This window comes from Clostridium acetireducens DSM 10703, from assembly GCF_001758365.1.
Taxonomy (GTDB): Bacteria; Bacillota; Clostridia; order Clostridiales; family Clostridiaceae; genus Clostridium_C; species Clostridium_C acetireducens.
Genome location: NZ_LZFO01000013.1, coordinates 16,514 through 35,151, shown reverse-complemented (window position 1 = coordinate 35,151; position 18,638 = coordinate 16,514). Strand labels below are relative to the sequence as shown.

The window sequence follows — 18,638 nt, the reverse complement described above, 5'->3', positions numbered from 1 at the left end:
AATATATACCTTCAATACAGTATATTTATAAAACATCCTCTTTATTATATTTTACAAATGTTTTTATGATATAATATTTAATATCTTAATTATGTATGGAGGTACTTTCATGATATTAACTTTAAAAATATTAGCTATCATTACCATGACAACTTTAATTTCAGTATCCATTTTAGGAATTATATTATTAGCTAAAATTTTAAATCAAAAAAGATACTCTAATTATATTATGGAAAAACTTTGCCAGCATATGTACTTACTTACTAAGAAATGTAGAGAAAATAAAACTGATAATGAATAAAAAACAACAGACACAATATATAGTGCCTGTTGTTTTTTATTAATATTTTTTTATTTCTTCATCTACAAGTTTATTAACTATTACAGGATTTGCTTTTCCTCTTGTTTCTTTCATTACTAAACCTACCACAAAGCCTTTAACTCTCTTTTTTCCATTTTTAAAATCTTCAATACATTTAGGATTATTTTCTATAACTTTTTTAACTACATCTAATATTTCATCTTCATTACTATTTTGGATTAATCCTTTTTCTTTAACTATTTCTCTAGGATCTTTACCGCTTTCAAACATATACTCTACTACTTTTTTGCCTATGTTATTTGAAATAGTTTTAGAATTTATAAGTTCTATTAATTCTGCTAATTGTGTTGGATTAAACTTTAAATCTTTTACTTCAACTAAATTCTCATTCATAAGTCTTGATATATCACCCATAAGCCAATTTGAAGCAGCTTTAGCATCATTACATATCTTAGTAGTCTCATCAAAGAAGTTAGCCATATCCATAGTTAAAGTAAGCACATGAGCATCATATTTAGGTATATTATATTCCTTTACAAACCTCTCAGCTTTTTCATGAGGTAATTCTGGTATGGTTTTTCTTATATTTTCTATCCATTCATCAGATACATTTATACTAACTAAGTCTCCTTCTGGGAAATATCTATAATCATGAGCATGTTCCTTACTTCTCATAACTATTGTAACATTATTTGCCTCATCCCATCTTCTAGTTTCTTGTTCAATAGCTCCTCCTGATTGTATTGTATCTATATGCCTTTTATATTCATAAGCTAAAGCTTTTTCAACAGATTTAAAAGAGTTCATATTCTTTATTTCTGTTCTTACTCCAAATTCAGTAGCTCCTCTTTCCATTACAGATATATTGGCATCACATCTTAAGGAACCTTGTTCCATTTTACAGTCTGATACATCTATAGAAGATAATATGCTTCTAAGTTTTTGAAGATATAAAACAGCTTCTTCTCCACTTTTCATGTCAGGTTTAGATACTATTTCAATTAGTGGAACACCTGCTCTGTTAAAATCTACTAATGTTCCAGCTGCAGTATGTAGAAGTTTGCCTGCATCTTCTTCTATATGTATTCTTTCTATACCTATTTTTTTCTTTTCTCCACTTTCTAACTCTATTTCTATATATCCATCTTTACATAAAGGAATTTCATCTTGTGTTATTTGATAATTTTTAGGACAATCTGGATAAAAGTAATTTTTTCTATCCATTCTAGATAGTTTAGATATAGAACAGTTTAAAGCAAGACCTGCTTTTATAGCATAATCTACAACTCTTTTATTTAAATGTGGAAGTGAACCTGGTAATCCCATACAAATAGGACAAACATGTGTATTGGGTTGCCCTCCAAACTCTGTACTACATCCACAATATATTTTTGTTTTGGTTGAAAGTTCAGCATGAACTTCTAATCCAACAACTGCTTCAAAATCCATTTACCTTTTCACTCCTTTTAATTCTGTATAGCTCTCTTTTTTATAGTTACCACGCATTTAAAGTTTTGGTGTCATTGTATGCCATTTAGTTGATTGCTCATAACTATATGCTATATTAAATAATACATCTTCTTTAAAATAATTTCCTATTATCTGAAGTCCTATTGGAAGCCCTTGTGACATTCCACATGGAATTGATATAGCAGGAACTCCAACTACATTTACAGGTACCGTATATATATCTGATAAATACATAGATAATACATCATCTGTTTTTTCTCCTATTTTAAATGCAGTAGTCGGAGAAGTTGGAGATAATATAGCATCAAATTGTTTAAATACATTTTCAAAATCTTTCTTTATAAGGTTTCTTACTTTTAATGCTTTTTTATAATATGCATCATAGTATCCTGCAGAAAGCACATAAGTTCCAAGCATTATTCTTCTCTTTACTTCTTTTCCAAATCCTTCATTTCTTGATTTTACATATATATCAACAGCATCTTTAGGATTGCTTGTTCTATATCCATATCTTATTCCATCAAATCTTGCTAAATTTGATGATGCTTCAGCACTAGATATTATATAATAAGCAGAAAGTGCATATTCTGCTAAAGGTAATGAACATTCTTCTACTTGTGCTCCGTTTTCTTTTAACACATTAATAGATTCTTTAATTGCATTTCTAACTTCATCATTTAGACCTTCTTGAAAAAATTCTTTTGGAATTCCTATTTTTTTGCCTCTTAAATCTGTTTTTAAACTTTCTTTATAATTTGGCACTTCTATATTTGCTGTAGTAAAATCTTTTTTATCTAATCCAGCTATATGCTGAGTTAATAAAGCACAATCTTCTACATCTCTAGCTATAGGTCCTATTTGGTCTAATGTAGATCCAAAAGCTACTGCACCATATCTAGATACTCTTCCATAAGTAGGTTTTAATCCTACTACTCCGCAAAAAGAAGATGGCTGTCTTACAGAACCTCCTGTATCTGTTCCTAAAGCTAGTGGAGCTTCGTTAGATGCTACAGCTACTGCTGAACCTCCAGAGGATCCTCCTGGAACTCTTTCTAAATCCCATGGATTTCTAGTAACTTTTAAAGCACTATTTTCTGTAGAAGACCCCATTGCAAATTCATCTAAATTAACTTTTCCTATAACTATTCCCTGCTCATTTTTTATTTTTTCTATTACATGAGCATCATAAGGAGATTTATATCCTTGAAGCATTTTTGATGCACAAGTATTTTGCATACTCTTTACACTTATATTATCCTTTATAGCAATAGGAATTCCAGATAATCCCCCTAATTTTTCTCCTTTTTCAATTTTTTTATCTAATTCTTTAGCTTTATTTAAAGCTTCTTCTGATGATACACAAAGATAAGCTCCTACTTTTTCATCTATATTATTTATTCTATTTAAATAGCTTTGAACTACTTCCTCAGCCTTTACTTCTTTTTCACATATAAGTTTTTTTAATTCATGAGCTGTTAATTTATATAATTCCATTATATAATGATACCTCCTTATTTATAATGTAAATTAAAAGCACTAGAGGCTAAATATAAAATTAATTATCTTCTATTATCTGTGGTACAACTACATATTCTTCAAGGTTTTGCGGAGAATTTTCTAATACATCTTTTAATGGCATAGATTCTTTAACTTCATCTTCTCTAAATTTATTTTCAATATAATAAGGGTTTACTATAATTTCTTCATTATCTGTATCTAATTCATTTAATTTTTCCATATAGCCTAAAACCTTATTTAAATCATTAACAAGTTCTTCTTTTTCTTTTTCATCAAAACTCAATCTTGCAAGTTCTGCTACATATTCAACATCCTTTTTTAAAACAGCCATTGTATATCACTTCCTTCTATAAATTATTTTTTATTTATTTTTATGTATATCAACATAAAATACCATATTTATTAAATTACTGTATAAACGACATTTTTATTTTACCACAAAAAATACTTTTTACCTATATTATAAAATAAAAAGGTCAAACTTTTAAGTTTAACCTTTAAAATACTTTCATGTACATAAAAAATATTGCTCCTACTGCTATAATAACACATAATAATGGATAAACTATATTTCTTAATTTTTTATTAAAACTAAATAACCTTACACTCCACATAATCATAGTAATAATTATAGATAATTGGAGTGTATAATAACTATCAAAATATTTAACATAAACAAACTGATAAGTAGTAAGTAATGTAAGTACTAATGATATTATAGTAAAACTAACAAATGTCCAACATAAAAAATTAATAGCTTTCTTCATTTTTATCCTCCGCAATACCTTGTTTGCTATATGTTTACTCTAGTATTAAGCACTTTGTAAACATATTTTAACTTAATTTTTCAAATTCATCTTCATTTATTATTTTTATTCCCAATTGTAAAGCTTTATCATATTTAGATCCTGGATTTTCACCTACAATTATATAATCTGTTTTTTTACTTACACTACTAGAAACTTTTGCACCTAATGATTCTAATTTACTTTTTATTTCACTTCTACTATAACTCTTTAAACTTCCGGTTACAACTATTGTTTTTTCTTTAAATTCATTTTCAGATATAATATTCTCATTAAAATAAGGTGTTATTCCTAGTGACATAAGTTCGTTTATACTACTTTTTATTTTTTCTTCTGTAAAAAAATCTAATATACTTTTAGCTACTACTTCTCCTATATCTGAAATAGATATAAGTTCATCAAAATTAGCATTTCTAACTTTGTCTAAGCTTTTAAATTTATCAGCTACATCCTTTGCAGTTTTTTTACCTACATTAGGTATACCTAATGCAAATATAAAAGAATCCAATTTACAATTTTTACTTTTTTCAATGGCTTTAATTAAGTTACTAGCTTTTTTTTCCCCAAACCTTTCTAGTCCTAGTAAATCTTCCTTTTGTATTCTATATAAATCTGCTATAGATTTTATATTTAGCTTTTCAAAAAGTTGCTCTGCAGTTTTTTCATTAAATCCTTCTATATTCATTGCTTCTCTGCTAGCAAAATGAACTAAACTTTTAATCATTTGAGGTTTACACGATAAAGTATTTTCACAAAAATAATGTACTCCTTCTTTAACCAATTCACTTCCACAATAAGGACATACTGTTGGTGCCTTTATTATTTTTCCCTGTTTTATAGTTTCTTCTACTACACCCATTATTTCTGGAATGACATCGTTAGATCTTCTTACAAACACTTTACATCCAATTTTTACTCCTTTTCTCTCAATATCATCCATGTTATTTAATGTAGCCCTTTTAACAGTAACTCCTCCTAATTCTACAGGTTCTAAAATAGCTGTAGGAGTAACTCTTCCACTTCTTCCTACATTCCACTCTACTTCTAAAAGATTAGTTGTAATTTCTTGTGCTTCAAATTTATAAGCAATAGCCCATTTAGGAAATTTAACTGTATAACCTAGGAGTTCTCGAGTTTTAATATGGTTTATAGCTATAACTATACCATCTATTTCATAATTTAAATCATTTCTTATACCTTCTACATATTCTATTTCTTTTTTAATTTCTTCTATAGTACTACATACCTTTATATAATCATCTACCATAAACCCTTTTTCAATTATAAAATTCATCATTTCTATATAAGTTTTAAATTGTTCTCCCTCATTATAACTTATATCATAAAAAAATGAACTTAGCTTTCTCTTGTATGTTTCTTTTATATTTAAATTTCTAAGTGCTCCAGCTGCTCCATTTCTTAAATTTTTTAAAGGAACCTCTGCACTTTTATTATATTCTTGAAAAGCCTTTTTTGTCATTATAGCTTCTCCATGAACTTCTATTGTATGATTATGTTCTATTTTTAAAGGTACTCCCATTATAGTTTTTGCTTGCAGTGTTACATCTTCTCCTACTATGCCTGTACCTCTTGTAGCAGCTTTTATTAGTACTCCTTTTTCATTATAAGTGCAATTTATAGTAAGTCCATCAAATTTTTTAGTTACTATATAACTTATAGGTGGAAGTTTATCATCATGATTTAAATTGTACTCCTCTATAAATTTTAAATTCTTATTATGCCATTCTTTTAACTTTTCCATAGATTGAGCCTTATCTAAACTTAGTAAAGGAGCTTTGTGGGTATATTTATTAAATTCAGGTAAAATTGCATCACCAATTCTTTGAGTAGGAGAATTAGAAAGAACTATTTTGCTTTCTTCCTCAAGCTTCAGTAATTGATCATACTTTTTATCATATTCTTTATCTGATATAGAAGGATTATCCAAAACATAGTATTCATAAGAATACTTATTAAGTTCTTCTATAAGTTTTTTCATTAAATCAATCTTTATATCATCCACCATTATATTCTTCCTCTCTTATATAAAGTTTAAATAGCTTCTAAAGGAGCTACTCCCAACATTAAGTTTTTTATACCCATATTATCAAAAGCTATGGTAAGTTTTATATTATTATTTGTTTCAGAAACACTAATAATAGTACCTACTCCAAATTTTTTATGTTTAACCTTTTTTCCTGGTACAGCTTCTTCTTGTTTTAATGTACTAATATTATTAAAGTTTCTTTTAATATTGTAATTATTATTATTAAATTTATCAAATTTATTATTATTAAAATTTCTACTATTTGTACGAAAATTATTTACATATTCTCTTAAATCTAGGGATATTTCACTTATAAATTCAGATTCTGAATATGATACAGTTCTTCCATATACTTTTCTAGTTTCAGCAGAAGTCATATATAGTTTTTCTTTTGCCCTTGTTATTCCTACATAGCATAGTCTTCTTGATTCTTCCATTTCATTATAATTATTTAAGGATTGCATTCCAGGGAAAATGCCATTTTCCATTCCTACCATGAATACTGTTGGAAATTCTAACCCTTTTGCACTATGTACTGTCATAAGAACTACTGCATCTGCTTTATCATCAAGTTTGTCTATATCAGATACTAAAGTAACCTGCTCTAAAAATGCAGAAAGAGTTTTTTCTTCTGAAGTATTTTCGAAGTCAACTGCTGCAGAAACTAACTCTTTTAAGTTTTCTATTCTAGTTAAGTCTTCTAAAGTATTAGATTTTTTTAATTCATCTAAATATCCACTAGATTCCATTACTTCTTCAATTAATTTAGATACACATATATCATCTTTTCTTCTTATAAAACTATTTATGCAACTAACAAATTTGTTTATTGATGCTAATGCCCTATTAGATATACCTGGAACGTTCTCTATATCTAATAATATGCTATATATGCATTCATCCATAGAATTTGCAAATTCCTCTATCTTATTTACTGTAACATTTCCTATACTTCTTTTAGGAACATTTATTATTCTTTTTAAACTTACATTATCTAAAGGATTATTTATAAGCTTTAAATAAGACATAATATCTTTTATTTCTTTTCTATCATAGAATTTTAAACCACCAACTATTTTATAAGGTATAGAATTTTTCATAAATGCATCTTCAAACACACGAGATTGGGCATTAGTTCTATATAGTACTGCAAAATCTCTATAATTTTTGTTTTCACTATTCTTAATTTTTTTTATTTCTGAAGCTATAAATTGAGCTTCTTCTAACTCTGAAATGGCTCTATATAATTTTATTTTTTCACCAGGTTCATTTTCAGTTTTTAATATTTTAAATTTTCTTTCTGTATTATTTTTTATAACATCATTAGCTGCATTTAATATATTAGATTTTGATCTATAGTTTTTTTCTAATTTTATAACTTTAGTATTAGGATAGTCCTTTTCAAAATCTAATATATTTCTAATATCTGCACCTCTCCAAGCATATATACATTGATCATCATCACCTACAACACATATATTTTTATGTTGATTAGCTAAAAGCCTAACTAATTCATATTGTGATTTATTAGTATCTTGATACTCATCTACCATAATATACTTAAACTTTCTTTGATAAAAATCCAATACTTCTGGATTTTTTGTAAATAATTCTACTGTTTTAAATATTAAATCATCAAAATCTAAAGAATTATTAGACTTTAACTTCTTTTGATACAATAAGTATATATCTGCTATTTTATTTAGCCTATAATTATGTTCATTTTCTTTTTTAAAACTTTCAGCATTTACTAATATATCTTTTTGAGAACTTATTTTATTAATAACTTCTCTTTCATCTATATCTTTGCTATTTATATCTAATTCTTTCATACATTCTTTTATTAAGACTTTTTGATCATAAGAATCATATATAGCAAAATTTTTATTATAACCTATTTTATCTATTTCTCTTCTTAATATTCTTACACAAGTAGAATGAAAAGTAGATACCCACATACTATCTACATCATTTCCTACTAAATCCCGTATTCTTTCTCTCATTTCACCAGCAGCTTTATTAGTAAAAGTTATTGCTAAAATTTGAGAAGGATATATATTTAAATTTTTAATCATATAAGCTATTCTATAAGTCAATACTCTAGTCTTTCCTGAACCAGCTCCAGCTAAAATTAATAAAGGACCTTGTATAGTAGTCGCCGCTTCATATTGTTCTTCATTCAAAAGTTTTTTTAAATCCATTTATTTTCACTCCTCAATAATACTATCATTTAATTTATAGTACTGTTTAATATTATAACATTTTAAATTATATTTAATCATAAATAAAGTATAAAATCTATTCAATAAAAAAATACCATTCTAAGTTTATCAATATTATAATAAACCTAGAATAGCATTTAATTATTCCTTAATATTTTTTTCCAACTCTTTATTTAGTCTTTCAAGTATAATATTATAACCATCACTTCCATAGTTCAAGCACCTATTAACTCTACTTATAGTAGCAGTGCTAGCCCCTGTAATATTAGCTATTTCAGAATAGGTTTTTTTCTTTTTTAACATTCTTGCCACTTGAAACCTTTGTTCTAAGGCTTTTATTTCACTAATTGTACATATGTCTTCGAAAAACCTATATACTTCCTCTTTATTTTTTAAATTTAAAATAGCTTTGCATAACCAATCCATTTCTTTGCTTTCTAATTTGGATTTATATTGGCTCATAGGCTCAACTCCTCATAGATTTATATATTATATATAAATTTTATCATTTATAAGCAAAATTTTCTATATCAATTTAAAACTTTATTGTGTTAAATTGAATATTAAATAAAAATAGCTCACGGGGAATGAGCTATTAACAAAAGGGGGCTATTTATTCTTTCACTATTTTTATTCTTATAATTACATTATATTAAAAAATATTTTAAATTGCAAGCTAATCTTGCAATGTTAATAATCATGAATTTTTACATGTAGAAACATTTAATTCATATATTAGTTTTGGTAATTTTTTTAATTCATTTTTAATTATGTGGATCCATATTTAAGATTTCAATTTCTCTTTGTGTTAATTCTCTATAACTACCTTCTTCTAAATTTTTATCTAATTCTAAATTTCCAAATTTAATTCTTTTTAAATAAACTACTTTTTTATCTAAACTTTCAAACATCCTCTTTACTTGGTGGAATTTTCCTTCTTGTATAGTAACTTCAACCCTTGACCCATTTTCATCAACACTTATTATGCTTAATTTTGCAGGTAAACATTTATATCCATCATCCAATATAACTCCTTTTTCAAAGCTTTTTATATCTAAAGAAGTTACTGGTTTATTTATTTCTGCATAATAAACTTTATTTACATTCCATTTTGGTGATATAAGTTTATGATTTAATTCTCCATCATTAGTTATTAAAAGCAATCCTACAGTATCCTTATCTAATCTTCCTACTGGAAATGGATTAAATATTTGATATTTTATATCTAACAAATCTATTACTGTTTCGTCATATTTATCATAAGTTGCAGACACAACTCCAGCAGGTTTATTCATCATAATATAAATATATTTTTTATATTCTACTAATTCATCATTAACTTTAATAATACATTCTTTAGGATTAATTTTAATAGTATTATCTTTAATAATTTTACCATCAATCTCTACTAGCCCTTTTTTTATAATAGCCTTTATTTCTTTTCTAGAACCATAGCCTAAATTAGATAGAATTTTATCAATTCTTTCCATAAATTTTCCTCCTTAAAGCATACTTTAATTTTAATTATTATACCATATAAAAAGTTGAAAAAGGTAGTTTCTTAGTAAGTACTATGAAACTACCTACCAAGAATTCTACCCTATTTTCCATAATATTTCATAACCTTTTTTACATAATCTCTAGTTTCATATGGTAGCTTTGATATATCCTTAGTATTTTTAACCCCTCTATATTTTAATGTTCCTGGACCAGAATTATACGCTGCTAAAGCTAATTCTTTACAATTTCCATACATATCTAATAATCCTTTTAAATACTTTGTTCCTCCATTTATATTTTGTTCTATGTCATAAGGATCATTCACACCAACTTCCTTTGCTGTTCCTGGCATTAACTGCATTAATCCTTCAGCTCCTGCAGAAGATTTGCATAAAGGATTAAATGAAGATTCTTGCTTTATAACTGCCATTATTAAATTTTTATCAACACCAAATCTTTCTGATGCTTTTTCTACAGCTTCTTCTATACTTTTAACTCCACATTTTATATTACTTTTAACATTTTTTATTGCATTATCTATTTTAGAACCCTTTGCATATCCTAAATTACTTAAATCTACATCATTTAGCATTAATTTATCTAAATTAGGAGTTGTAGTATTTTTTGATGCAGCATTTAAAAAACTTTGTAATACTAATTGAAATGCATAATTACTACTTTTAGAAGAAAAAGCTTTATCAAGTACCTGAGTTATTAATTGAAATTTAAATATATTTTCAATATTATTATCAATTTTGTTATCTACTTTCATATTCTCACCTCTAAACATTAATTACATACATCAATTTCCATGATATCATAATCTTCATAAGATTTTTTACTATACTGACTTTTACAAAGTAATAATACTTTAAATTTTCCTTCTGAAAATGGAATAAAAGTGTAATATTTTTTTCTACTATAATTCTGAACCAAATTCCATTCACCTTTTTCCATTATATAAAATTCATATAGTATATCTTTTCCACCATCACATTCTGCAGTAAATGTTACTGAATCATTGCATATTACATTTACTTTATCACATTTTATTTTAGTATTGGTTACAGGTAAACACTCATATACTTTTACCTTTAATGTTCTTTTACAATCAAATATTTTTTCACTATTTAAATTTTTAGCATACATTTCTACAGTATATACTCCGCTATACTTTGGAGTAAATATATATTTTTTGCTTTTTACAAATCCAGTTTCTTCTACTTTATGTCCATTTATTTTTAATACATAATTTATTAAAACACTACTACCATTTCTAGTTACAATATCTATAAATACTTTATCTCCACATATATAATATTCTCTAGGTGGAAGTAATATATAATCTATACAAGCTGGAATATAATCATATACATTAATATAAGTTATAGAGTGATTGTCAAATTTCCTTGTGGAGTATTTATCCTTTACTTTAACTTCTAATTTATAATTTCCTGCACATTTAGGAATAAACTCTATCCAATTGCAATCACCATATTCTAATTTTTCTATTTGTTTACCATTTAAAGTTATTATGAATCTATATTTTAAATCTATACCACCACTAGCTGAAACCTTAACTTTTATTGGTTCATTTTTCAAAGCTCTTTCTTTTTTATCCACTAAAATATCATCTATACTAACAGGATCACTACTCTTTTCGTCAACTATGAAATTAAAACTTTTCTCTGCTTCATAATTGCCATCAAAAGAAACATCTTTAACCCATAAAGTAATTTTATATTCTCCTGGCTCCTTAGTTTTCCACAAATAATTCATTTCTCTTATATAACCAGAATCTTCACTATACTGTCCATCTACCTTAAATTTATAAAGAAGCTCACTTCCACCTTCAACAATAGCTCTTAAGTTCACAAAGGTACCACTTATTTGAGGTGAAACTAAATCTGTAGTAAAACTTTTTATAACTATGTCCTTATATTTTTTTACTTTAAAATTTATAATAGCCCTATCATCAAATTCGCTTTGAGAATACATATCCTTTACCATACATAAAAGCTTATATTCTCCACTTTCATCTTCTATATAACTTACTATACGTTTTGTAGAATAATCTTGAATACAACTACATATTCCATTAGAATTTATCTTTATAAATTTATATAATATAGTTCTATCAAAATTAAACTTAGCATCTACTTGAAATATTAATTCAGAATTAATAAGTATATCAGAATTTAAACATTGAAAATTTATTATTTCAGGCTTTTCTATAGCTGTAACTTCAAACTCTTTTTTTTCAAAATCATCAAAATTGCTTTTAGAATCTATATTTTTACATTCAACAAGCACCTGATGTTTTCCAGGAACTTGAGTTGTAAATGTCAAGGTATTATCTGCAGAATAGTCTTTAACTAATTTCCACTTATCTAGTTCCTTTATCCAATACCTAAACATTACGGAAACTTTACTAGATTGCACATTAATATTTATTTTTTCTCCTAATTCTAATTTAGATTTATCTAAATATAAATTATTTATTAATTTTTCTTCTATTTCTCCAATAATGTAATCTGCCTTAGAAACATAATCAAATCCTTTAATACTGTTCTCTTTTTTAGCTTGTACCATAATTATATACCGTCCATTCTTTTTAGGAATCCACTGAATAAACTTCTTTTTTGAAAAATCTTGAATTGTATTCCATACTCCATTATACCCCACAATATATTTAAATAGTAAATCCTCTTTTGGTTCATTTTCTATAGTAATTTTTATATTTGTATCTTTCTTTTGAGGACTTTCTAAATTAAATATAATATTAAACTCATTCATACCTAATTCATCCCCTGTTAATTTATGTTATACTTTCTCATTACATTATACTACAAATACCATATATTGTAATGGATTTATTCTAAATTTTTTATATTTTATGTATAGTTTTATATAAACTTACACTAATAAAATAAAATTAATTGCAAAAAATAATATAAAAGGAGGATGATAATATGCAAAGAAAATTAGATAGATATAATCCTAACTATACTTACAAAAAGCATGACATAACAATTTATATGTCTGAAAAAGGATATCCTATAATTGAAAGAACAAATAATGCTTTATTATATCCTGAAGGTCCTAAAGAAGGAATAGATTTAATGGACTTTAAGTAATTTAAATTTTTTAATAGCACATCATATTAAATTTAATGATGTGCTATTATTAGTTTTATTAAATTTTTATATAATCTATTATCATCTTCTTTATTTCTTTTTTTTGGATTACTAGTTTTTCCTCCAGATTTTCTAATCTTTGAAGATAAATGCCTTTCAAATAATAACTTATCTATATTATCGTTACTGTAAATATATCCTTTAGGATTTATTACATAACTATTTTTACTAAGAGCTATAGCAGCTACTCCATAATCTTGAGTTATAATTATATCTCCACTTTTTATATCGTTTATTAAAGCAATATCCACACTTTGAAATCCAACATCTACATATCTAGTTTCACTATAATTACTATTAATAGTATGACTTAAATCGCAATACATTATTACTTTAATGTTATATGATTTAGCTACCTTCTCTACAATATCTTTTCCGGGACAGCTATCTGCATCAACTAAAATATTCATAAAATAACCCCTCTTAAGTAAAATTTAATATTTCTGAAATTCACTTTCTATTTCTAATTTTCTATGTTCATATCCTGATTTCCCTAATAATGCAAACATATTTTTTTTATAATCTTCTACTCCTGGTTGATTAAAAGGATTTATTCCTAATAAATATCCACTAATAGCACAAGCTTTTTCAAAAAAATAAACCATATATCCAAAATAAAATTCATCTAACTTAGGCACATTTAAAATTATAGCTGGTACTCCTCCTGTATTATGAGCTATTACAGTACCTTTAAAAGCTTGTTTGTTCACAAAATGCATACTTTTTCCTGAAATAAAGTTTAATCCATCATCATTATTGCTTTGTTTTATAAGAATATCATTTTTAACATTTTCTATATTAATAAAAGTTTCAAATATACTTCTTCTTCCTTGTTGAATATACTGACCCATAGAATGTAAATCTGTAGAAAAATCAACTGATGCTGGAAAAATTCCCTTATTATTTTTTCCTTCACTTTCTCCAAATAATTGTTTCCACCATTCTCCAAAGTAATGTAAACTTGGTTCAAAGTTAGCTAGTATTTCTATATTTTTTTCTTTTTTATATAGAATATTTCTTGCAGCCGCATATAAGTATGCATGATTAATACTTAAATCACAAGTACTATATCTATTTCTTGCTTCCGCTGCTCCTAACATAATATTATCTATATTTATTCCTGCAACAGCTATAGGAAGTAATCCTACTGCAGTTAAAACAGAGTACCTTCCGCCTATATCATCTGGAATAACAAAAGTTTCATATTGTTCCTTATCTGCTAGTTCTTTTAAGGCTCCTTTTTCTTTATCTGTAGTTATAAATATTCTCTTCCTAGCTTTTTCTTTTCCATACTTTTTTTCTAAAACATCTCTAAAGATTCTAAAAGCTATAGCAGGCTCTGTAGTAGTTCCTGACTTTGATATTACATTTATAGACAAATCCTTGTCTCCTATTAAATTTAATAAGTCTATCATGTACTTTGAACTTATATTATTTCCAGCAAAAAATATGGCAGGATTATCTCTAGTTTCTCTATCTAAAATGTTATAAAAGGAATTTTTTAACATTTCTATAGCTGCTCTTGCTCCTAAATAAGAACCTCCTATTCCTATAACTATTAATACATCAGAGTTTGACTTTATCCTCTCTGCTACTTTTTTTATCCTTGAAAACTCCTTTTTGTCATAATTTACGGGAATATCTATCCAGCCCAAAGATTCATTTCCTACTCCAATTTTTTTATGTAAAATATTATGAGCTGTATTAATAAAAGGAACTATTTCTGCAATTTCTTTATCTTCTAAATAAGGTTTAGCTTTAGTTAAATCTAATTTTATTGGTGTTTTCATACTTGAATACCCCCATAATTTATTAGTAATATAAGTATATCACAAAACTTATTTAACTATACTTACAAAAAACATATTATATATATAAGTATATTATGTTATACTTTAATTATACATATTTTAGGAGGTAATTTTATGGAAACAATTAATAATCTAACAAATCCAACACATATTAAAATTCAAGAATACTTAAATACATTTAATTTAGGTTTAAAAGTTATTGAATTTAAAGATGCAAGTACAAAAACTTGTGAATTAGCAGCAGAAGCTTTAGGTGTTGAACCTGCTCAAATAGCTAAGTCTTTACTATTTACAGCAGGTGAAGATGCAATTATGGTAATAACTTGTGGTGATAAAAGGGTAAATCAAAAAAAATTAAAAAAATTAGTAAATGTAAGAAAAGTAAAATTTGCAGATGAAGAAACAGTATTAAATGTTACAGGCTATCCTATAGGAGGAGTTTGTCCTTTGAATTTAAAAACTAAAATAAAAATTTTCTTAGATGATAGTATGAACAGATTTGATAAAGTATATTTAGCTGCTGGAACCCCTCATTCTGCAATTCCTATAACTTTAGAAGAATTAAAAGAAATTACTGATGGTGAGGTAGTAGATTTAGAATAATAAAAATGAAGTGGAATTTTCCACTTCATTTTTATTATTCCCATTCAATAGTTGATGGTGGTTTGCTTGTTATATCATATACTACCCTATTTACTCCTTTAACTTCATTTACTACTCTTCTTGACACTGTATCTAATACATTATAAGGTATCTTAGCCCAATCAGAAGTCATAGCGTCTGTAGATGTTACTGCTCTTAATGCTATTGTATGGCAATAAGTTCTTTCATCTCCCATAACTCCTACTGATTTTATATTAGGCAGACAAGCAAAGTACTGCCATATTTCTTCTTCAAGTCCTGCATTTGCAATTTCTTCTCTGAAAATAGCATCTGCTTCTCTTACTATTTCAAGTTTTTCTTCTGTAATTTCTCCTAAAACTCTTATAGCAAGACCTGGTCCTGGGAATGGCTGTCTCCAAACTAATTTATGAGGTATTCCAAGTTCTTCTCCTACTGCTCTAACTTCATCTTTAAATAATTCTCTTAAAGGCTCTATTAAAGAAAATTCTATATCTTCTGGAAGTCCTCCAACATTGTGATGACTTTTTATTGTAGCAGATGTAGAAGTTCCACTTTCAACTACATCTGGGTATATAGTCCCTTGTACTAAAAAATCTATTTTTCCTAGCTTTTTAGCTTCTTCTTCAAAAACTCTTATAAATTCTTCTCCTATTATTTTTCTTTTTCTTTCAGGTTCAGTTACTCCCTTAAGTTTTCCTAAGAATCTATCTTGAGCATTAACTCTTATTAAATTCATATCAAATTGCTGTTTAAATACTTTTTCTACTTGATCTCCTTCATCTTTTCTAAGTAAACCATGATCAACAAATATACAAGTTAATTGCTTACCAATAGCTTTATGTACCAATACTGCCGCTACTGATGAATCTACTCCTCCAGATAAAGCACATATAACCTTTTTATCTCCAACTTTTTCTTTTACAAGTTTTATTTGTTCATCAGCAAAAGATGTCATAGACCAATCGCTATTTAATTTACAAACTTTAAATAAAAAGTTTTCTAACATTTTATTTCCAAATGGTGTGTGCAAAACTTCTGGATGAAATTGAACTCCATATATATTTTTATCTTTATTTTCCATTGCAGCTACAGGACACTGACTTGTACTTGCTATAATATTAAATTCTTTTGGTGTATTAGAAACAAAGTCAGTATGACTCATCCAGCAAATATTATTTTCTTCTATTTCATCAAATAATAAAGATTTGTTATCTAATTTTATATCTGTTTTTCCATACTCTCTTATATCTGCACTTTTTACTTCTCCATTTAAAGTATATGTTATAAGTTGATGTCCATAGCATATTCCTAATACTGGTATTTCTAAATTAAGTATTTCTTTATCTATTCTAGGAGCATTTTCTCCATAAACGCTATTAGGTCCTCCAGTAAATATTATGCCTTTAGGATTTTTTTCTTTTATTTTTTCTGCTGAATATGTGTAAGGTATTATTTCGCAATAAACATTTTTTTCCCTTACTCTTCTAGCTATAAGTTGATTATATTGACCTCCAAAATCAACAACTAACACTAATTCTCTATTCATTTTTACCTCCATCAAAATTATTATTGATTCACACTATAATTAGGAGCTTCTTTTGTTATAACAATATCATGAGGATGACTTTCTCTAAGTCCTGCTGATGTTTGAACAACAAATCCTGCATTTTCATATAAGTCTTGCAAAGTTTTTGCTCCTAAATATCCCATACCTGAACGAATTCCTCCTGTAAGTTGATATATAGTATCTGCTACATATCCTTTATAAGGCAATCTTCCTTCAACACCTTCAGGTACTAACTTTTTATTTCCTTCTTGAAAATATCTATCCTTACTACCACAAGCCATAGATGCAAGAGATCCCATTCCTCTATATACTTTGTAACTTCTTCCTTGATATATTTCTATTTCTCCTGGTGACTCTTCGCAACCTGCAAACATTGATCCCATCATAACTACTTTAGCTCCTGCAGCTAAAGATTTTACTATATCTCCAGAATATTTAATTCCTCCATCAGCTATAACTGGTACTCCATATTTATTAGCTTCTTCAACACAATCCATTACTGCAGTAAGTTGAGGTACTCCCACACCTGCTACTACTCTTGTTGTACAAATTGAACCTGGTCCTATTCCTACTTTAATACAATCTGCTCCTGATTGTATTAAATCTCTAACTGCTTCTGGTGTTGCTACATTTCCTGCTATAACTTGTAAATCAGGATATACTTTTTTAATTTGTTTTACAGCCTCTAAAACTCCCTTGGAATGTCCGTGAGCTGTATCTACTGTTATTACATCAACTTGAGCTTTCACTAAAGCATCTATTCTATCCATCATATCTTCAGTTACACCTACAGCAGCTCCACATAACAATCTTCCTCTTTCATCTTTTGCACCATTAGGAAACTTCTTAACTTTTTCTATATCTTTTATTGTTATTAATCCTCTTAAATTATTATTTTCATCTACTAATGGTAATTTTTCTATTTTGTGTTCCTTTAATAGTTCTTTAGCTTTTTCTATAGTAGTATCTTCTGGAGCAGTTATAAGATTTTCTTTTGTCATTACTTCGGATATTTTTCTAGAATAATTATTTTCAAATATTATATCTCTATTAGTTATTATTCCAACTAACTTTTCCTTAACAGTAATAGGCACGCCGGAAATTCTGTACTTGCTCATTAAGTCTAAAGCATCTTGAATAGAATTATCTGGTGCTAAATAAAATGGATCTGTTATTACGCCGTTTTCTTGTCTTTTTACTTTATCCACTTCCATAGCTTGCTGTTCTATGCTCATATTCTTATGTATTATTCCTATTCCGCCTTCTCTAGCCATAGCAATAGCCATCTTAGATTCTGTAACAGTATCCATACCTGCACTTATAATAGGTATATTTAATTTTATTTTTTTAGTTAAATTAGTAGATAAATTAACTTCTTTAGGTAAAACTTCAGATTTATTTGGTACTAATAGTACATCATCAAAAGTATATGCTTGTTTTATAATTTTTGCCATTTAACCCACTCCTTTTTATTATGGCATAAATATTTTAATTAACTTAAAATATAAATAAAAAACATACCTTTAACACTTAGAGTAAAATTAGTATGTCTAA

At 26.8% G+C, this 18,638-nt stretch carries 17 protein-coding genes; 3 read left to right on the top strand and 14 right to left on the bottom strand.

All coding sequences use genetic code 11. The features are described from left to right. Positions 1 to 109 precede the first annotated feature (109 nt). A complete protein-coding gene (locus CLOACE_RS05690) occupies positions 110 to 301 on the top strand; it encodes a hypothetical protein (protein ID WP_070110111.1) in 192 nt (63 codons plus the stop codon). A 39-nt stretch (positions 302 to 340) separates the two neighbouring features. Here CLOACE_RS05690 and gatB read toward each other — a convergent pair whose 3' ends face one another. The 10 genes from gatB to CLOACE_RS05640 form a co-directional block, all read right to left on the bottom strand. Then, on the bottom strand, positions 341 to 1,771 hold the full coding sequence (gene gatB, locus CLOACE_RS05685) for an Asp-tRNA(Asn)/Glu-tRNA(Gln) amidotransferase subunit GatB (RefSeq protein WP_070110110.1): 1,431 nt from the start codon (positions 1,769 to 1,771) through the stop codon (positions 341 to 343). A gap of 57 nt (positions 1,772 to 1,828) precedes the next feature. Further along, positions 1,829 to 3,286, bottom strand: coding sequence for an Asp-tRNA(Asn)/Glu-tRNA(Gln) amidotransferase subunit GatA (gene gatA, locus CLOACE_RS05680; RefSeq protein WP_070110108.1), 1,458 nt, complete (start codon positions 3,284 to 3,286; stop codon positions 1,829 to 1,831). A gap of 61 nt (positions 3,287 to 3,347) precedes the next feature. After that, positions 3,348 to 3,641 carry an Asp-tRNA(Asn)/Glu-tRNA(Gln) amidotransferase subunit GatC gene (gene gatC / locus CLOACE_RS05675; protein WP_070110106.1) on the bottom strand — a complete coding sequence of 98 codons (294 nt, stop codon included), beginning with the start codon at positions 3,639 to 3,641 and terminating at the stop codon, positions 3,348 to 3,350. 166 nt (positions 3,642 to 3,807) lie between these two features. Further along, positions 3,808 to 4,077, bottom strand: a complete 270-nt coding sequence (locus CLOACE_RS05670) for a hypothetical protein (protein ID WP_070110104.1) — start codon at positions 4,075 to 4,077, stop codon at positions 3,808 to 3,810. Positions 4,078 to 4,144: 67 nt separating this feature from the next. Then, positions 4,145 to 6,142, bottom strand: a complete 1,998-nt coding sequence (gene ligA, locus CLOACE_RS05665) for an NAD-dependent DNA ligase LigA (RefSeq protein WP_070110102.1) — start codon at positions 6,140 to 6,142, stop codon at positions 4,145 to 4,147. Between the two features lie 26 nt (positions 6,143 to 6,168). Beyond that, a complete protein-coding gene (gene pcrA / locus CLOACE_RS05660) occupies positions 6,169 to 8,364 on the bottom strand; it encodes a DNA helicase PcrA (protein ID WP_070110100.1) in 2,196 nt (731 codons plus the stop codon). Between the two features lie 162 nt (positions 8,365 to 8,526). Next, positions 8,527 to 8,847 (bottom strand): YerC/YecD family TrpR-related protein, encoded by a 321-nt coding sequence (locus CLOACE_RS05655; RefSeq protein WP_070110098.1) that lies wholly within the window; start codon positions 8,845 to 8,847, stop codon positions 8,527 to 8,529. A 302-nt stretch (positions 8,848 to 9,149) separates the two neighbouring features. Continuing rightward, positions 9,150 to 9,875: a pseudouridine synthase gene (locus tag CLOACE_RS05650; protein WP_070110096.1), complete on the bottom strand. Its 726-nt coding sequence runs from the start codon at positions 9,873 to 9,875 to the stop codon at positions 9,150 to 9,152. A gap of 110 nt (positions 9,876 to 9,985) precedes the next feature. Further along, positions 9,986 to 10,657 (bottom strand): lytic transglycosylase domain-containing protein, encoded by a 672-nt coding sequence (locus CLOACE_RS05645; protein ID WP_070110094.1) that lies wholly within the window; start codon positions 10,655 to 10,657, stop codon positions 9,986 to 9,988. Between the two features lie 17 nt (positions 10,658 to 10,674). After that, the gene (locus CLOACE_RS05640) at positions 10,675 to 12,681 is read right to left on the bottom strand and encodes a triple tyrosine motif-containing protein (RefSeq protein WP_070110093.1); all 2,007 of its coding nucleotides are present in this window, start codon (positions 12,679 to 12,681) and stop codon (positions 10,675 to 10,677) included. A 176-nt stretch (positions 12,682 to 12,857) separates the two neighbouring features. On the opposite strand from CLOACE_RS05640, the gene CLOACE_RS11770 reads away from it, so the two are divergent. Continuing rightward, on the top strand, positions 12,858 to 13,022 hold the full coding sequence (locus tag CLOACE_RS11770; protein WP_175429438.1) for a hypothetical protein: 165 nt from the start codon (positions 12,858 to 12,860) through the stop codon (positions 13,020 to 13,022). Between the two features lie 32 nt (positions 13,023 to 13,054). On the opposite strand, the gene CLOACE_RS05635 is transcribed toward CLOACE_RS11770, so the two are convergent. Next, positions 13,055 to 13,492 carry a YaiI/YqxD family protein gene (locus CLOACE_RS05635; protein ID WP_070110091.1) on the bottom strand — a complete coding sequence of 146 codons (438 nt, stop codon included), beginning with the start codon at positions 13,490 to 13,492 and terminating at the stop codon, positions 13,055 to 13,057. Between the two features lie 24 nt (positions 13,493 to 13,516). After that, entirely contained in the window at positions 13,517 to 14,872 is a 1,356-nt protein-coding gene (locus tag CLOACE_RS05630; protein ID WP_070110090.1) for a glucose-6-phosphate isomerase, read from the bottom strand. Positions 14,873 to 15,007: 135 nt separating this feature from the next. On the opposite strand from CLOACE_RS05630, the gene CLOACE_RS05625 reads away from it, so the two are divergent. Then, positions 15,008 to 15,496 carry a YbaK/EbsC family protein gene (locus CLOACE_RS05625; protein ID WP_070110088.1) on the top strand — a complete coding sequence of 163 codons (489 nt, stop codon included), beginning with the start codon at positions 15,008 to 15,010 and terminating at the stop codon, positions 15,494 to 15,496. Between the two features lie 34 nt (positions 15,497 to 15,530). Here CLOACE_RS05625 and guaA read toward each other — a convergent pair whose 3' ends face one another. Together guaA and guaB are read right to left on the bottom strand one after the other, a co-directional pair. Next, positions 15,531 to 17,063 carry a glutamine-hydrolyzing GMP synthase gene (guaA, locus tag CLOACE_RS05620; protein WP_070110086.1) on the bottom strand — a complete coding sequence of 511 codons (1,533 nt, stop codon included), beginning with the start codon at positions 17,061 to 17,063 and terminating at the stop codon, positions 15,531 to 15,533. 20 nt (positions 17,064 to 17,083) lie between these two features. After that, positions 17,084 to 18,538: an IMP dehydrogenase gene (gene guaB, locus CLOACE_RS05615; RefSeq protein WP_070110084.1), complete on the bottom strand. Its 1,455-nt coding sequence runs from the start codon at positions 18,536 to 18,538 to the stop codon at positions 17,084 to 17,086. Positions 18,539 to 18,638 lie beyond the last annotated feature (100 nt).